This window comes from Pararhizobium mangrovi (genome assembly GCF_006516965.1).
In the GTDB taxonomy this organism is placed as follows: domain Bacteria; phylum Pseudomonadota; class Alphaproteobacteria; order Rhizobiales; family Rhizobiaceae; genus Pararhizobium_B; species Pararhizobium_B mangrovi.
The window spans coordinates 38,249-52,425 of the sequence record NZ_VHLH01000001.1 but is presented as its reverse complement, the minus strand read 5'-3'; the positions used below and the strand labels follow the sequence as shown (position 1 = coordinate 52,425).

The window sequence follows — 14,177 nt, the reverse complement described above, 5'->3', positions numbered from 1 at the left end:
GTCGCGGATCAGCCGTCGTTCTTCTCCTGGCTCGTGACGAGCCCGAGATTGCTGAAACCGGCGGCGGAGATGCGCGCCATGACCTTCATGACCACGCCGTAGCCGGCATTCGTGTCGCCGCGCACGTAGATGCGCTGGTCGTAGCCCGTACCGGCGATCGCCTTGAGCTTGGGAACCACGCCGTCGAGCGGGATCTTGGTGTCCTGAAGGAAGATCTCGCCGGCCTTGTTCACCGAGATCGTGATCGGCTGCGTGTCGGAGTTCAGCGCCTTCGCCTGCGTCTCCGGCAGGTCGATCGGCACACCGACCGTCATCAGCGGTGCCGCCACCATGAAGATGATCAGCAGCACCAGCATCACGTCGACGAGCGGCGTGACGTTGATCTCGCTCATCGGCTGGCGCCCGCCACCGCGGCGGCGGCCGCGCCGGCGCGAACCGGCCGCGTATGCGGAACTGCCTGCGGACATGGCCATCGGCTGGTTTCCCCGTCGGTTTGCTTGAACGCGGCGCCTATTCGGCGGCCGCCCGGTGCTGCGGCGCCTGCAGCTTTTCGTCGATCTGGCGCGAAAGGATGGTGCCGAACTCGTCGGCGAAGCCTTCCATGCGCTGATTGAGCTTGCCCACGTCGCCGGTGAACTTGTTGTAGGCGACGACGGCCGGAATGGCGGCAACGAGACCGATCGCGGTCGCAAGCAGCGCCTCGGCGATGCCCGGCGCCACGACGGCGAGGTTCGTCGACTGCGAGCCGGCGATCGACTGGAACGACGTCATGATGCCGACGACGGTGCCGAACAGCCCAACGAAGGGTGCGGCCGAACCGATGGTCGCCAGCGATCCGAGCCGCGCTTCCAGTCGCTCCGCCTCGCGGGCGAGCGTCACGTCCATCGCCTTGTCGATGCGCATCTGCAGGCCTTCCGGCGAGCGTGCGCCCCGTTCGAAGGATTTCTTCCATTCGCGCATCGCCGCCACGAAGAGCGAACCCATGCCCGTCGTCTTTCGGTCCGAAAGCGTCCGGTAGAGCTCCTCGAGCGACTGTCCGGACCAGAAGATCTGCTCGAAACCGTTCAGCGCCCGGCGCATGCGCCCATAGGCGACCGCCTTGTCGACGATGATCGCCCACGTCCAGACCGAAGCGCAGAGAAGGCCGAGCATCACGAGCTTGACGATGAAGCCGGCCTGCATGAACAGCGACCACAGCGTCACATGGCTCGTCGCCGCCAGTGCTACGTTATCCATTACCCAAGTGCCCTCAAGGTCCGAGCGCCCGCCGCCTTCTCAAGCGGTTGGCGAGTTCCATCCGGCCGGACTTGCCAAGCGGCACGGATGCCGTCCGGCCGCTCGACACGGCCCGCCGGCGCTCTTTTTCGCCTTCTCTAGGCCAATCTTGGTCAAAGCATGGCGAGTGCGGAACGCCGCGATCGCTACGCATTAGGCACCTGTTATGGTTAAGCAAGCGTTACTTTCCGGTGCACGCGTCGCGCAGTCCACCCTTTCCCGGCCGCCGATCACGACGGTTTGAACGCTCGTTCACCGAACCGAGGGCCGGTATGCCACGCCCGAACCGGCGCTTGGCGCCGTCACCCCTCGTTCGAAGACACCCCATCACGCGCAGCCGTCGCGTGCGCCCGAAGCCCTTCCGCGAGCGCCGGCGGAAGGCGGCGCGGGCGGCCGCGCCCGTTGACGACCGCGACGACGACGCGCGCCGTGATCAGCAGACGTTCGTCCCGTTCGATCGTCTGAACGAGCACGAGCTTGGCGCCGCCCGCCCGTTCGCTCGTCGTGGCGATCGTCAGGATGTCGTCCATGCGCGCCGGCGCCCGAAAATCGATCTCCATGCGATGCACCATGAAGCCGAGCCCCTCGCCGTCCCCGCCGTCGCCGGAAAGCAGCCCACCCTGCTCGACGCCGAGAAGGCGCAGGTAGTCCGTGCGACCGCGTTCGAGGAAATGCAGGTAGCGCGCATGGTAGACGGCACCGGAAAAGTCCGTGTCTTCATAGTAGACGCGCTGGAGGAGGCGATGCCCCGTCGCGCTCAGTTCGCCTGCGATGGAATGGTTCACGCACCGCTCCGTCTGCCGCGTCCGCACGCGAACGCCGAAGCGCCATTCGCGCTTGGAATCGCCGAACAGACCTGTATTTCTGTCACACCGAAGCGATACCGCTTCCGCGCTCTACCGGACAAGAGGGTACGATAACGCCATGAAGATTGCTGTTCTGGGTGGCGACGGTTTCGTCGGCTGGCCGACCGCGCTGCACCTGTCTGCGCGCGACCACGAGATCCACATCGTCGACAACCTTTCGCGCCGTTGGATCGACACCGAACTCGGCGTGCAGTCGCTGACGCCGATGGATTCGATCCAGGAACGCACGCGAATCTGGCACGCCGAGACCGGACGGCGCATCCATTTCCACCTCATCGATCTGGCAAAGGACTACGACGTCCTGAAGAACTGGCTCGCCGAGGAACGACCGGACGCCGTCGTCCATTTCGCCGAGCAGCGCGCCGCGCCCTATTCCATGAAGACGGACCGCCACAAGAACTACACGGTCAACAACAACGTCAACGCCACGCACAACCTCCTGAACGCGATGGTTGAGATCGGCCTCGACGCCCACCTCGTCCATCTCGGCACGATGGGCGTCTACGGCTATTCGAGCGTCGGCGCCGCGATCCCGGAAGGATACCTGCCGGTCGGCGTCGAGACGCTTTCGGGCGAGACCGCCAGCCAGGAGATCCTCTACCCGGCCAATCCGGGCTCGATCTATCACATGACGAAGTGCCTGGATCAGCTCGTCTTCCAGTTCTACGCCAGGAACGACGGCGTTCGCATCACCGACCTGCACCAGGGCATCGTCTGGGGCACGCACACGGATGAGACACGCCGGCACGAGCAGCTCGTCAACCGCTTCGACTACGACGGCGACTACGGTACGGTCTTGAACCGCTTCCTCATCCAGGCGGCGATCGGCCATCCGCTGACCGTCCACGGCACGGGCGGCCAGACACGCGCCTTCATCCATATCCAGGATTCGGTGCGCTGCGTGGAACTGGCGCTCGCCAATCCGCCCGAAGCGGGCGACCGGGTGAAGATCTTCAACCAGATGACCGAGACGCACCGGGTGCGCGATCTGGCGGAGATGATCGCCGAGATGACGGGGACGAAGATCGCCTACCTGCCGAACCCGCGCAAGGAAGCCGCCGAGAACGACCTCGTCGTGCGCAACGAACAGTTCCGCGCCCTCGGCCTCGATCCGATCACGCTCGAACAGGGGCTGATGAGCGAGGTCGTCGATGTCGCCCGCAAATACGCCTACCGCATCGACCGCTCGCGCGTTCCGGCCGTTTCCGCGTGGACGAAGGAGATTGCCAAGACGGTGGAGCGCGATCCGGAGGGAAAGCGGCTGAAGAGCGTCGGCTGATCGGCTGCGTCATTCGCACAGGCATCGTCCGATCGACGTTGGGTGAAGACGCGCCTAGTTTCTGCAGCCATTCTTGTTGCAGCTGATACGCTCGTGCGTATTCACCCAATGGGAAGGGTGTTCTCTGGTGTCGGTTCCACAGCCGGTCTTTCCCCCTTTCGTTCCGCTGTGAACTTTTGTCTCTTTGTGTTTGACGGCCATGCCCTATCTCCACGGTCCAGCATGCGGGCGTCTTCGACGGGACCTTGAATAGCAGACTATCCTTTATTAGGCATTGAATAAACATTGAACCCGCCCCGCCCCCGCTACGCCTACGTCACATTGGTCACCAATGCGGACTTCGCAAAAGGCGCGAAGGCACTCGTTCGCTCGTTGCGCCTTTCCGGCACCGCGGCCGACATCGTCGTCATGCATACCGGCGGCGTCGGCGAAGCCGACCTCGCACCTCTTGCCGAACTCGGTGCGCGCCTCCATCCGGTCGCACTGCTTGCGACATCAAAAGCGTTCGATGCGCGCCATGCCAGGGGTCGCCTGCATGCCGACAAGCCGTTCACGAAGGGGCGTAAACCAGACTTCCACACGCCGCTCGACAACTTCGCGAAATTGCGGTTGTGGGAACTGACCGAGTACGAGCGCGTGGTCTTTCTCGACGCCGATACGCTGGTGCTCAAGACCATCGACAAGCTTTTCGCCTACCCCGAATTCTCCGCCGCCCCCAACGTCTACGAGAGCCTCGTGGACTTCCATCGGCTGAACTCGGGCGTCTTCGTCGCGCGCCCTTCCAACGCGACCTACGCGGCGATGCTCGAAGCGCTGGATGCGCCGGACGCCTTCTGGCCGCGCACCGACCAGACATTCCTCCAGACGTACTTTCCCGACTGGCACGGTCTGCCGGTCACCATGAACATGCTGCAATACGTCTGGTTCAACCTGCCGGAACTCTGGCACTGGCCCTCGATCGGCGTGCTGCACTACCAGTACGAAAAGCCGTGGGAAATCGGCCACGGCAGGGCCGACCGGCTTCGGCCGCTGATCGACCTGTGGCACGCCTTCCACGACGGCGCGCCGATCCCCGATATCGCCGGCCTCCCCGGACCGGGTACCGCGCAGTGAGGGTTCTTGTCACCGGCGGTGCCGGCCATGTCGGACGCTTCGTCGTCGAACACCTGCTCGCCGAAGGTCACGCGGTCGTCGCCGCCGGGCGCGCGCTGCCGGAACCCGGCTTTTCGCGACCCGTCGAATTTCATAGGTTGACGCTCGACCCATACCATCTCGCCCCCGCGGCACTCGCCGGGACGACCCATCTCGTCCACGCGGCCTTCGCCCACGTGCCGGGTCGCTATCGCGGTGGCGAAGGCGACGATCCTGCCGGTTTCAGCCGCGCCAACCGCGATGGAAGCCGAGCGCTCTTCGAAGCGGCGAAGGCGGCCGGCATCCGATCGGCGGTCTTCCTTTCCTCGCGCGCCGTCTATGGCTCTGAACCGGCCGGCACATCGCTTCACGAAAAGACGGTGGCGCATCCCGACACTCTCTACGGTACCGTCAAACACGAGGCGGAAGCCGACCTTGCCGCCCTCGCCGGACCGGATTTCGTCACGACCCGCCTGCGCGTGACCGGCGTCTACGGCGCGACGCCCGGCACCGGTCGCCACAAATGGGAAGCGCTCTTTGCCGACTGGCTCGCCGGACGCGCGATCGCACCGCGCTGCGGGACGGAAGTGCACGGCGAAGACGTTGCGCAGGCCGTCCGCCTCGCGCTGTTTCGCACATCGGCGCCGTCGGACCTGCTCCTCAACGTCTCCGACGTCGTCGCCGACCGCCGAGACATCCTTCGTATGCTTGCCGAGGAAAGCGCATGCGAAAATGCCCTGCCCGAGCGCGGCGACCCGTCCGCGCTCGGCATCATGAGGAGCGATCGCCTGCGCGCTCTCGGCTGGCGACCGGGCGGGAAACGGCGGCTCGAGGATACCGTCCGTCAACTCGCCCGTGCTTTCATCGCCGGACACGGAAAGGGATAGCGTGATGGGTCTGAGGGCGCGGTTCGACAAGCTTCTGGAGCAATTGCGCTCCAGCTACTGGTTCATTCCGACGATCATGGCGCTTGCCGCCTTCGTGCTTTCGCTGGCCTCGACCATGATCGACCGGTGGCTCGGCGGCAACTGGATACCGAGCCAGCTCTTCTTCGTCGCGAGCCGGCCGGACGGCGCGCGCGCCATCCTGACCGCCGTCGCCGGCTCGATGATCGGCGTTGCCGGTACGGTGTTTTCCGTGACGATGGCCGCCGTCGTCTACGCTTCGGGCCAGTACGGCCCACGGCTTCTCACCAATTTCCTCTCCGACCGCGGCAACCAGATCACACTCGGCGTCTTCACCGCCACCTTCGTCTTCTCGATCATGGTGCTGCGCACGATCCATTCCGCGGACGAAAGCTCCAGCGCCTCGGACCTCGTTTCGAACGGCTTCGTGCCCAATCTCGGGCTCATCCTTTCGATGGCGCTGGCGCTGTGCTCGATCGCCGTGCTGATCTACTTCATCCATCACGTTCCCTCCCGCATTCACATTTCGAACGTCATCCGCGGCATCGGCGACGCGCTGCTGGCGCAAATCGACAGCCGTTTTCCGAAGAACGTCGGCACGGGGACGGCGACGCGCGAAGACGCTGAGGAGGCATGGTGGCAGCTTCCCGCCGCACTGCGCCCCGGTGCCGATGCGGCGGCAGTCGCGGAGGAATTCGCCGAAGTGAACGCCGAGACGCGCGGCTACATCCAGTTCCTCGACGACACGACGCTGATGTCGACCGCCAGCCAGCACACGATCGTCATCCGGCTTACCGTGCGCCCGGGCGACTTCGTCTTCGAAGGGTCGCTGCTTTGCGAGGCATGGCCGAAGGAGCGGGTGACCCCGGAGGCCGAACGCGGCATCCGCAGTGCGTTCGCGATGGGCGCGCTTCGCACGCCGACCGACGACATGCTCTTCATGGTGGACGAACTCGTCGAGATCGCGGCTCGGGCGCTTTCGCCGGGCGTCAACGACCCCTTCACGGCCATCACCTGCATCGACTGGCTGGGTGCTGCCCTCGCACAGCTTGCCGGCCGGCCCGCACCCGATCCGTTACGCATCGATGCGCAGGGCAAGCTGTGCATCGTTGCCGAAACGCTCGGATTCCATTCCTATCTTCGCCGTTCGCTCGGCGCGATCCGGGAATACGCAGCCGGCGACAAGATCGCCACCACCCATTTCCTGCGCACGCTGGAGATCGTCGCAAGGCACTGCGCGAGCGATGCGAACCTCGACGCGCTGCGCGAGGAAGCGACCAACCTCCTGCACCTTGCCCGCGGCGCACTCGCGGGCCCCTCGCTCGCCGAAGTCGAGGTGGAGGCAAAAACCGTCTTCACCGCGCTTTCCAGCCCTAAACGCCGACGCCCTTTCCCGCAGATCGTCGACCTCGCCGACCGACTGGCGGAGATGCCGGCCGCGCGGAGACACGCGGACTGACCGGCATCACGCCTTCGGGACGCTCTCCGTACGGCCAAGGTGTCGGGCGTCCACTGGACCGTTCAATCCGAACTCGACCCGGTGTAGCGGCAGAGCTGGATCCTTGGGTCGAGGCCGAGGCCGATGGAGCGAGGGTACGCCGTTTTATCGACGGCTCCTGTCCCCAATGCCGCGTTGAAGCGACATCGTGGGCGCTTTCACGTGAAACCGAAACGTTCGGGCTATCCCACCGAACGAAGCGGCAGGATTAAGCGCCTTCGGCTTGACGTCGTCTGAAACAGGTATACGCAGCTCGAGAAGCAGGAGCATCGCGCGCCGACGCATCGACGCCCGGACTGCCGACCCGGTGGTGACGATCCGCTTCGGTCCCGATCCGGAAACTGCGAGCGGATTCCGGTCGGACGAACGCGTTCCTAGCGCGCTTTACGACCTGATTGAATCAGGTCCAGCGCTCTATCCCTTCGGTCTGCGCATTGTTCACGACGCCAGACTGGATCAATCCGGCTGGAAAATGCTCTAGTCATCGGGATCTTCGAACAGGCCAACCTGCTCGCGCGGGGCGGCCGGTGCGGCAAGTCCCAGATGGCCCCAGGCGTTCGCCGTCAGCATGCGCCCGCGCGGGGTTCGCTGGATGAAGCCCTGCTGGATCAGATAGGGCTCGATGATGTCCTCGATCGCGTCGCGCGGCTCCGAAAGACCGGCGGCGATCGTCTCGATGCCGACGGGACCACCGCCGAAATTCTTCGCGATCATGGAAAGGTAACGCCGGTCGAGCTCGTCGAGGCCAATTGCGTCGACGTCGAGCCGGTTCAGCGCCTTATCGGCGACATCGCGCGTCACCTTTTCGGCTTGCGCGACCTCCGCGAAATCGCGCACGCGGCGCAGAAGACGGCCGGCGATGCGCGGGGTACCACGGGCGCGACGGGCAACCTCGCGCGCGCCTTCTGCTTCCATCGGCAGTCTCATGATCCGCGCGCCACGCGTAACGATGTCCTGAAGCTCATCGTCCGTATAGAAGTTGAGGCGCACATTGATGCCAAAACGATCGCGCAGCGGGTTCGTGAGCAGTCCCAGCCGCGTCGTCGCCGCCACGAGCGTGAAACGCGAAAGGTCGACCTTCACCGAGCGCGCGGCCGGCCCCTCGCCGATGATGAGGTCGAGTTGGAAATCCTCCATTGCCGGATAGAGGATTTCCTCGACGGCCGGGCTGAGGCGATGGATCTCGTCGATGAAGAGAACGTCGTTCTCCTCCAGATTGGTGAGCAGGGCCGCGAGGTCGCCGGCCTTGGCGATGACCGGGCCGGAGGTGGCGCGGAAGTTCACGCCGAGTTCCTTCGCCATGATCTGCGCGAGCGTCGTCTTGCCAAGCCCCGGCGGACCGACGAAGAGCACGTGATCGAGCGCCTCGCCGCGTGTCTTCGCGGCCTCGATGAAGATCTTAAGGTTCGCGCGCGCCGCCGCCTGGCCGGTAAAGGCGTCGAGCGACTGCGGGCGCAGATCCTGGTCGAGATCCTCGCTGCGCCGGTCGGCGGTCACGAGGCGGTCGGCATCGCTCATCGATCAGCACTCGCTGCGAAAGGTTGGACGGAGCGCGAGCCTACTCACCGTGCGAGTTCCTTCAAGCCGAGCTTGATGAGGGTCGCACTTCCGGCATCCTCGCCGGCGGATTTTACGGCCGCGTTGACGGCGGTCGCCGCCTGCTCGCGCGAATAGCCGAGATTGGCGAGCGCGGAGACGGCATCCGCCGCGGCACCGGGCGCGGTTCCCTCGCCGACGGCCTGCTTGAAGGCCATGCCCTCGCCCGCTTCCATCGCCCCGGCAGGCACTTTCGTCTTCAGCTCCGAGACGATGCGCTGCGCGACCTTCGGGCCGATGCCCGGCGCGCGCGAGATCGACGTCTTGTCCTGCAGCGCGACCGCGTTAGAAAGCTCGCTCGGCGAAAGCGTGGACAGGACGGCGAGCGAGACCTTGGCGCCGACGCCCTGCACGCTTTGAAGAAGGCGGAACCATTCGCGTTCGAGCACCGAGGAAAAGCCGTAGAGTCGGATCGCATCTTCGCGCACATAGGTCTCGATGAAGAGCACCGCCGCCTCGCCGACGGCCAGACGCGCAAGCACGCGGCCCGGGCAATAGGCGACGTAGCCGACGCCGTGCACGTCGAGCACGACGTGATCCTCGCCGATCTCGTCGATGGTGCCCTTGAGCTTGCCGATCATCGCGGGGCGCTCTTCATGGATGGCTCTCCGGCGTGATCAGCGAGACGGTGGGGAAGTAGGTGGCATAGCGGCCGGTATCGCGCGTCAAGAGATCGTAGCCGCGGATCGCGGCGTGCGCGCCGATCAGAAAATCAGGAAGCACCCGGTCGCGCTTGCCTCCCGCTTCCCGATACCGACGAAACGCTTGCGCTGCGGCGAAAGCGGCCGGCCACGGAAGGCCTTCTCGCCGAAATGCTTCGGGATCTAGCACCGCCTCCACCTCTTCGGGATCCGTGTAGCGGTAGGAAAACTCCGAATAGATTACCGGATTGATGACGATAGCGCCGTGCTCTCGCGCACTTGAAAGCCGAGCATGCGACCACACCCGCCATTCCGCATCACGAACCGCGAGGTCGATGAGGACGTTCGTGTCGACGAGCGTCACCATCGAAACATCCACAGCGGGCAGCCATGTTCGAGGTTGCTTGCCACGGCTCCCTATTCCTCGCCGCGGGTCGCGCGCATGACGGCGTTAGCGTCGATGTTCGGATTGCCCGTGCCTTCGAGCCGATCGAGCGCTGCCAAAAAAGCCTTCAACCTTTCATCATCGCGGGACGCCGTCTCGTCGTGTTTGCGGGCGATCGTGACCTTTCCGTCTTCGATGGCAAAGATGACTTCGGTCCGTGGGCCGAGGCCGGCAAGCTCGCGTAGATCCCGTGGAATCGTCACCTGTCCCTTGCTCGTCATACGCATTCCGTTCTCCACTCTTACAAGTAAGAACTATTCTTACTAAAGGAACAAGTCAAGAACAAAGGCTATACCGCAAACCGGTACGCCACGCTCTCGCGATGGTGCGCATGGCAGATCGCGATCGCCAGCGCGTCGGCCGCGTCCGCCGTATCGAACGTCGCTTTCGGCAAAAGCACCTTCACCATCATGTGGATCTGCTTCTTGTCGCCGTGTCCGACGCCGATAACGGCCTTCTTCACCGCGTTCGGCGAGTATTCCGCGACCTTCAGTCCGGCGCGCGCAGGCACGAGCATGGCGATGCCGCGGGCCTGGCCGAGCTTCAGCGTGGCGGTGGCGTCCTTGTTGACGAAGGTCTTTTCGACCGCCGCCTCAAAGGGCTGCTGTGCGTGCACGACCTCGGCCAGACCGTCGTGAAGCTGCGCCAGCCGCGAGGCGAGATCGAGGGTACCATCGGAATGCACCGTCCCGGCCGCGACGAAGCGCAGCGACGAACCGAGGGTCTCGACGATCCCCCAGCCGGTGTTCCTGAGACCCGGGTCGATACCGATGATGCGAATCGCTGCGGTCATGCGTCCATCCTAGCGTCTTATCCGTCCGGCATGCAGCCTAGAAGTGAACAAAACAAAAACGCGGTAGTCCAATCGTCCCAGGCGGGTGGCGCTATGGCGGCACCATCTCTAGATTCGACGGCAACAGCGACCCTGACGCGCCTTCGCCTCGAAGGCCAGGAGATGAATCATGACCGCCTATTCCGTTCTCGACCTTTCCCCCATCACCGAAGGCGGCACTCCGTCCGAAGCGCTCGCCAACTCGCGCGACCTGGCCCGCCACGCCGAAAGCCTCGGTTACACGCGCTACTGGGTGGCCGAGCACCACAACATGCCTGGTATCGCGAGCGCCGCGACGGCCGTCGTCATCGGCCATATCGCCGGCGGGACGAACCACATTCGCGTCGGATCCGGCGGCATCATGCTGCCGAACCACTCGCCGCTCGTCATCGCCGAGCAATTCGGCACGCTCGCAGCCCTCTACCCGGACCGCATCGATCTCGGCCTCGGCCGTGCGCCCGGCACCGACATGGGCACCGCGCGTGCCCTGCGCCGCGACCTCGAGGCGAGCGCGCACGCCTTTCCGCAGGACGTCCAGGAACTGCAGGCCTATCTCGGCCCGCGCGATCCTTCCCGGCACCTCAACCCGGTGCCCTGCAGCGGCTCCAATGTTCCGATCTGGCTTCTGGGATCGAGCCTCTTCAGCGCGCAGCTCGCCGCAGCCCTCGGCCTGCCCTTCGCCTTCGCCTCGCATTTCGCGCCGGACATGCTGTTCGATGCGCTGCAGGTCTATCGCGATCGCTTCCAGCCATCGGCTCAGCTCGAAAAGCCCTACGCGATGGCAGGCGTCATGGCCTCGGCCGCCGAAACGGACGAAGAGGCGCGCTACCACTTCACCTCCGCACAGCAGAACTTCGTGTATCTTCGCCGCGGCAATCCCGGCCAGGTGCCGAAGCCCGTCGAGGACATGGACGCGATCTGGCATCCGCGCGAGAAGGCAGGCGTCGAGCACACCTTCCGCTATGCGCTGATCGGCTCTCCGGCGACGGTGAAGGCCAAGGCGGAACGGTTCGTGGCCGACACCGGTATCGACGAACTGATGGTCTCCGCACCGATCTTCGACTTCGAGATGCGCAAGACGACGCTGTCGATCGTCGCCGACGCAATGGGCGAACGGCATCGGGAAGCGGCGGAGTAGCTTTCAGCGCGACATGCAAACCAAAAAGCCCCGCCGTGACGAACACGACGGGGCTTTGAAAATCGTCATGGTCGCAAAGACCCTACGCCGACAGCTTCGCCATCACCGCGTCGTCGACTTCGAAATTCGAGTAGACGTTCTGGACATCGTCGTCGTCGTCGAGCACGGAGATCAGTCGCAGGACCGACTCCGCCTTTTCCTCGTCGACCGGCGTGTTGGTCTGCGGGCGCCAGACGGGGCGCACAATCTGAGCCTCGCCGAGGCGCTCTTCGAGGGTGCTCGAGACGTCGCCGATGTCCTCGAAGGCGCAGATGATGACATGGCCCTCCTCGTCGGAGACGACATCCTCCGCACCGGCCTCGATCGCCGCTTCCATCACGGTCTCTGCATCGCCGGCGTCGGGCGAATAGACGATCTCGCCGACATGGTCGAACATGAACGCGACGGAGTTCGTCTCGCCCATCGACCCGCCGGCCTTCGAGAAAGCCGCCCGTACGTTGGAAGCCGAACGGTTGCGGTTGTCGGTCAGCGCCTCGACGATCAGCGCGACGCCGCCGGGGCCGTAGCCTTCGTAGCGAACCTCGTCGTAGTTCTCCGCGTCGCCGCCGGTCGCCTTCGAGATCGCACGTTCGATGTTGTCCTTCGGCATCGACTGCGCCTTGGCGTTCTGGATCGCCAGACGCAGGCGTGGGTTCATGTCCGGATCGGGCGCGCCCATCTTCGCCGCGACGGTGATCTCGCGGGCGAGCTTGGAGAAGATCTTCGAGCGCACGGCGTCCTGCCGGCCCTTGCGGTGCATGATGTTCTTGAACTGTGAATGGCCGGCCATGGCATTCCTTCTCGTCGTTCCGGTGCGTTCGCGATCGCTTCGCGTGCTTTCGGTCGCACGGCCGGCGCCGTCGGGCACCACGTGCAACCTCGAATTTTCCGACCGCCTTATAGGCCAGCCCGGCGGGGCGCGTCCAGATCACGCACCTTTCAACCGGCCCGCCATGCCAATGCGGAACGCTTGGCGGGTGATGACGTTACCCGGCAGATGCTGCGCGGGACGTCTTCCGCGCGACGATATCCACCATCCGAAGATCACGAAGGAAACGCGACGATGGCCGACCTCAAGCTCGCCGAGACCGAACCGGAACACCAGCTCTGGGAAGAGATCGACAACATCCATGCCGTCATGCTGGGCGTCGAAGGCAAGGGCGCGCAGCAGCCGATGGCGCCGGAACTCGATCGCGAGACGAAGACCATCTGGTTCTTCGCCCGCAAATCGAGCGACCTAGTCCAGAACGTCGGAGGCAGGGGCCGCGGCCTCGTGGCGGTCGTCGGCAAGAGCCACGACTATCACGCTTCGCTTTCCGGCAGCCTGGAAGAGCGCATGGATCCGGAGATCCGCGACCGCTTCTGGAACGCCGTCATCGAGGCATGGTTCGAGCACGGCAAGGAGGATCCCGACCTGACGATGCTCGCGCTGAAGCTCGACGAGGGGCACGTCTGGGCCTCGACGAACTCGACGCTCAAGTTCGGCTGGCAGATCGCCAAGGCGAACGCGGGCGGCGGCGAGCCGGATGTCGGAATCTCGAAACAGCTTCGTTTCTAGAGCTGTATGGTTTTGGCGGAAACGCCCATGACGTCCCCTTTAACCGGCATCGATAGGACGGCGGACTTTCCACTCTTCATCCTCGGGCTCGACCCCGACCCGAGGATGACGTCAGTGGGTACTGAGAACGTCGGCCCTCAACCATTCATCGCCGACTTGCGACAGAAGGCTCAAGCCGTCTCTTCGGCGGTTTGCGGCTGCCGGCGGCGCTTGCGTCGTGCCAGCATGTTCAGTGCCTCGACAAGCGCGGAGAACGCCATGGCCGCGTAGATGTAACCCTTCGGTACGTGGAAGCCGAGGCCGTCGGCGATCAGCGTCATGCCGATCATCATGAGGAAGCCGAGCGCCAGCATGACGATCGTCGGGTTCGCCTCGATGAAGCGCGACAGCGGCCCGGAAGCGATCAGCATCAGCGTCACGGCGACGATCACGGCGATGAACATGATGGCGATGTGATCGGTCATGCCGACGGCGGTGATGATCGAATCGATCGAGAAGACGAGGTCGAGCAGCAGGATCTGGACGATCGCGGCGCCGACCGTCATCGATGCCGCCTTACCGAAGGATTTCTCCTTCTCCTCGTGCGGATCGACCGCATGGTGGATTTCGCGCGTCGCCTTCCAGACGAGGAAGAGACCGCCGGCGAGCAGGATGATGTCGCGCCAGGAAAAGCCGTGGTCGAAGAGGGTGAAGACCGGCGCGGTGAGGCCGACGATGATCGAGACGGTGGCGAGCAGGCCGAGCCGCAGCACCAGCGCCGCGCCGATCCCCGTGCGCCGCGCCGTCGCGCGCTTTTCCTCCGGCAGCTTGTTGGTCAGGATCGAAATGAAGATCAGATTGTCGATCCCGAGCACCACCTCCATGACCACGAGCGTGACGAGTGCGATCCAGCCTTCGGGCTGGTTGACGAAGTCGAAATGCGTGGCGAACCAGTCCAAAACCGTGCCCCCGGAACCTGCGACAAAATGACCATC

16 protein-coding genes are annotated in these 14,177 nt (G+C 64.6%); 6 read left to right on the top strand and 10 right to left on the bottom strand.

What is annotated here, in order from left to right; all coding sequences use genetic code 11:
- Positions 1-8: 8 nt before the first annotated feature.
- The 3 genes from tolR to ybgC form a co-directional block, all read right to left on the bottom strand.
- The gene (tolR, locus tag FJU11_RS00280) at positions 9-473 is read right to left on the bottom strand and encodes a protein TolR (RefSeq protein ID WP_141165003.1); all 465 of its coding nucleotides are present in this window, start codon (positions 471-473) and stop codon (positions 9-11) included.
- Positions 474-510: 37 nt separating this feature from the next.
- Positions 511-1,236 (bottom strand): protein TolQ, encoded by a 726-nt coding sequence (tolQ, locus tag FJU11_RS00275; protein ID WP_141165002.1) that lies wholly within the window; start codon positions 1,234-1,236, stop codon positions 511-513.
- A gap of 341 nt (positions 1,237-1,577) precedes the next feature.
- The gene (gene ybgC / locus FJU11_RS00270) at positions 1,578-2,060 is read right to left on the bottom strand and encodes a tol-pal system-associated acyl-CoA thioesterase (protein WP_141165001.1); all 483 of its coding nucleotides are present in this window, start codon (positions 2,058-2,060) and stop codon (positions 1,578-1,580) included.
- Between the two features lie 139 nt (positions 2,061-2,199).
- On the opposite strand from ybgC, the gene FJU11_RS00265 reads away from it, so the two are divergent.
- The 4 genes from FJU11_RS00265 to FJU11_RS00250 all read left to right on the top strand — a co-directional run bounded on the left by FJU11_RS00265 (position 2,200) and on the right by FJU11_RS00250 (position 6,915).
- Positions 2,200-3,420, top strand: a complete 1,221-nt coding sequence (locus FJU11_RS00265) for an NAD-dependent epimerase/dehydratase family protein (RefSeq protein ID WP_141165000.1) — start codon at positions 2,200-2,202, stop codon at positions 3,418-3,420.
- 285 nt (positions 3,421-3,705) lie between these two features.
- Positions 3,706-4,533, top strand: a complete 828-nt coding sequence (locus FJU11_RS00260) for a glycosyltransferase (RefSeq protein ID WP_141164999.1) — start codon at positions 3,706-3,708, stop codon at positions 4,531-4,533.
- Complete coding sequence (locus tag FJU11_RS00255; RefSeq protein WP_141164998.1) at positions 4,530-5,438, top strand: NAD-dependent epimerase/dehydratase family protein; 909 nt, start codon at positions 4,530-4,532, stop codon at positions 5,436-5,438. Before FJU11_RS00260 ends, FJU11_RS00255 begins: the two co-directional genes overlap by 4 nt.
- A gap of 4 nt (positions 5,439-5,442) precedes the next feature.
- On the top strand, positions 5,443-6,915 hold the full coding sequence (locus tag FJU11_RS00250) for a DUF2254 domain-containing protein (protein ID WP_141164997.1): 1,473 nt from the start codon (positions 5,443-5,445) through the stop codon (positions 6,913-6,915).
- 516 nt (positions 6,916-7,431) lie between these two features.
- Here the strand turns inward: FJU11_RS00250 and ruvB are convergent.
- The 5 genes from ruvB to ruvC form a co-directional block, all read right to left on the bottom strand.
- Positions 7,432-8,472, bottom strand: coding sequence for a Holliday junction branch migration DNA helicase RuvB (gene ruvB, locus FJU11_RS00245; RefSeq protein ID WP_141164996.1), 1,041 nt, complete (start codon positions 8,470-8,472; stop codon positions 7,432-7,434).
- A 44-nt stretch (positions 8,473-8,516) separates the two neighbouring features.
- On the bottom strand, positions 8,517-9,131 hold the full coding sequence (gene ruvA / locus FJU11_RS00240) for a Holliday junction branch migration protein RuvA (RefSeq protein ID WP_141164995.1): 615 nt from the start codon (positions 9,129-9,131) through the stop codon (positions 8,517-8,519).
- Positions 9,132-9,144: 13 nt separating this feature from the next.
- The gene (locus FJU11_RS00235; RefSeq protein WP_141164994.1) at positions 9,145-9,558 is read right to left on the bottom strand and encodes a type II toxin-antitoxin system VapC family toxin; all 414 of its coding nucleotides are present in this window, start codon (positions 9,556-9,558) and stop codon (positions 9,145-9,147) included.
- A gap of 50 nt (positions 9,559-9,608) precedes the next feature.
- Positions 9,609-9,863: a type II toxin-antitoxin system PrlF family antitoxin gene (locus FJU11_RS00230; RefSeq protein WP_141164993.1), complete on the bottom strand. Its 255-nt coding sequence runs from the start codon at positions 9,861-9,863 to the stop codon at positions 9,609-9,611.
- Between the two features lie 62 nt (positions 9,864-9,925).
- Positions 9,926-10,429 (bottom strand): crossover junction endodeoxyribonuclease RuvC, encoded by a 504-nt coding sequence (gene ruvC / locus FJU11_RS00225; RefSeq protein WP_141164992.1) that lies wholly within the window; start codon positions 10,427-10,429, stop codon positions 9,926-9,928.
- A gap of 169 nt (positions 10,430-10,598) precedes the next feature.
- On the opposite strand from ruvC, the gene FJU11_RS00220 reads away from it, so the two are divergent.
- Positions 10,599-11,606, top strand: a complete 1,008-nt coding sequence (locus tag FJU11_RS00220; RefSeq protein WP_141164991.1) for an LLM class flavin-dependent oxidoreductase — start codon at positions 10,599-10,601, stop codon at positions 11,604-11,606.
- 82 nt (positions 11,607-11,688) lie between these two features.
- On the opposite strand, the gene FJU11_RS00215 is transcribed toward FJU11_RS00220, so the two are convergent.
- The gene (locus FJU11_RS00215; RefSeq protein ID WP_141164990.1) at positions 11,689-12,435 is read right to left on the bottom strand and encodes a YebC/PmpR family DNA-binding transcriptional regulator; all 747 of its coding nucleotides are present in this window, start codon (positions 12,433-12,435) and stop codon (positions 11,689-11,691) included.
- 273 nt (positions 12,436-12,708) lie between these two features.
- On the opposite strand from FJU11_RS00215, the gene FJU11_RS00210 reads away from it, so the two are divergent.
- Positions 12,709-13,203, top strand: a complete 495-nt coding sequence (locus FJU11_RS00210) for a pyridoxamine 5'-phosphate oxidase family protein (RefSeq protein ID WP_141164989.1) — start codon at positions 12,709-12,711, stop codon at positions 13,201-13,203.
- Between the two features lie 170 nt (positions 13,204-13,373).
- Here the strand turns inward: FJU11_RS00210 and FJU11_RS00205 are convergent, their stop codons facing one another.
- Positions 13,374-14,141, bottom strand: a complete 768-nt coding sequence (locus FJU11_RS00205) for a TerC family protein (protein ID WP_141164988.1) — start codon at positions 14,139-14,141, stop codon at positions 13,374-13,376.
- Between the last annotated feature and the right edge of the window lie 36 nt (positions 14,142-14,177).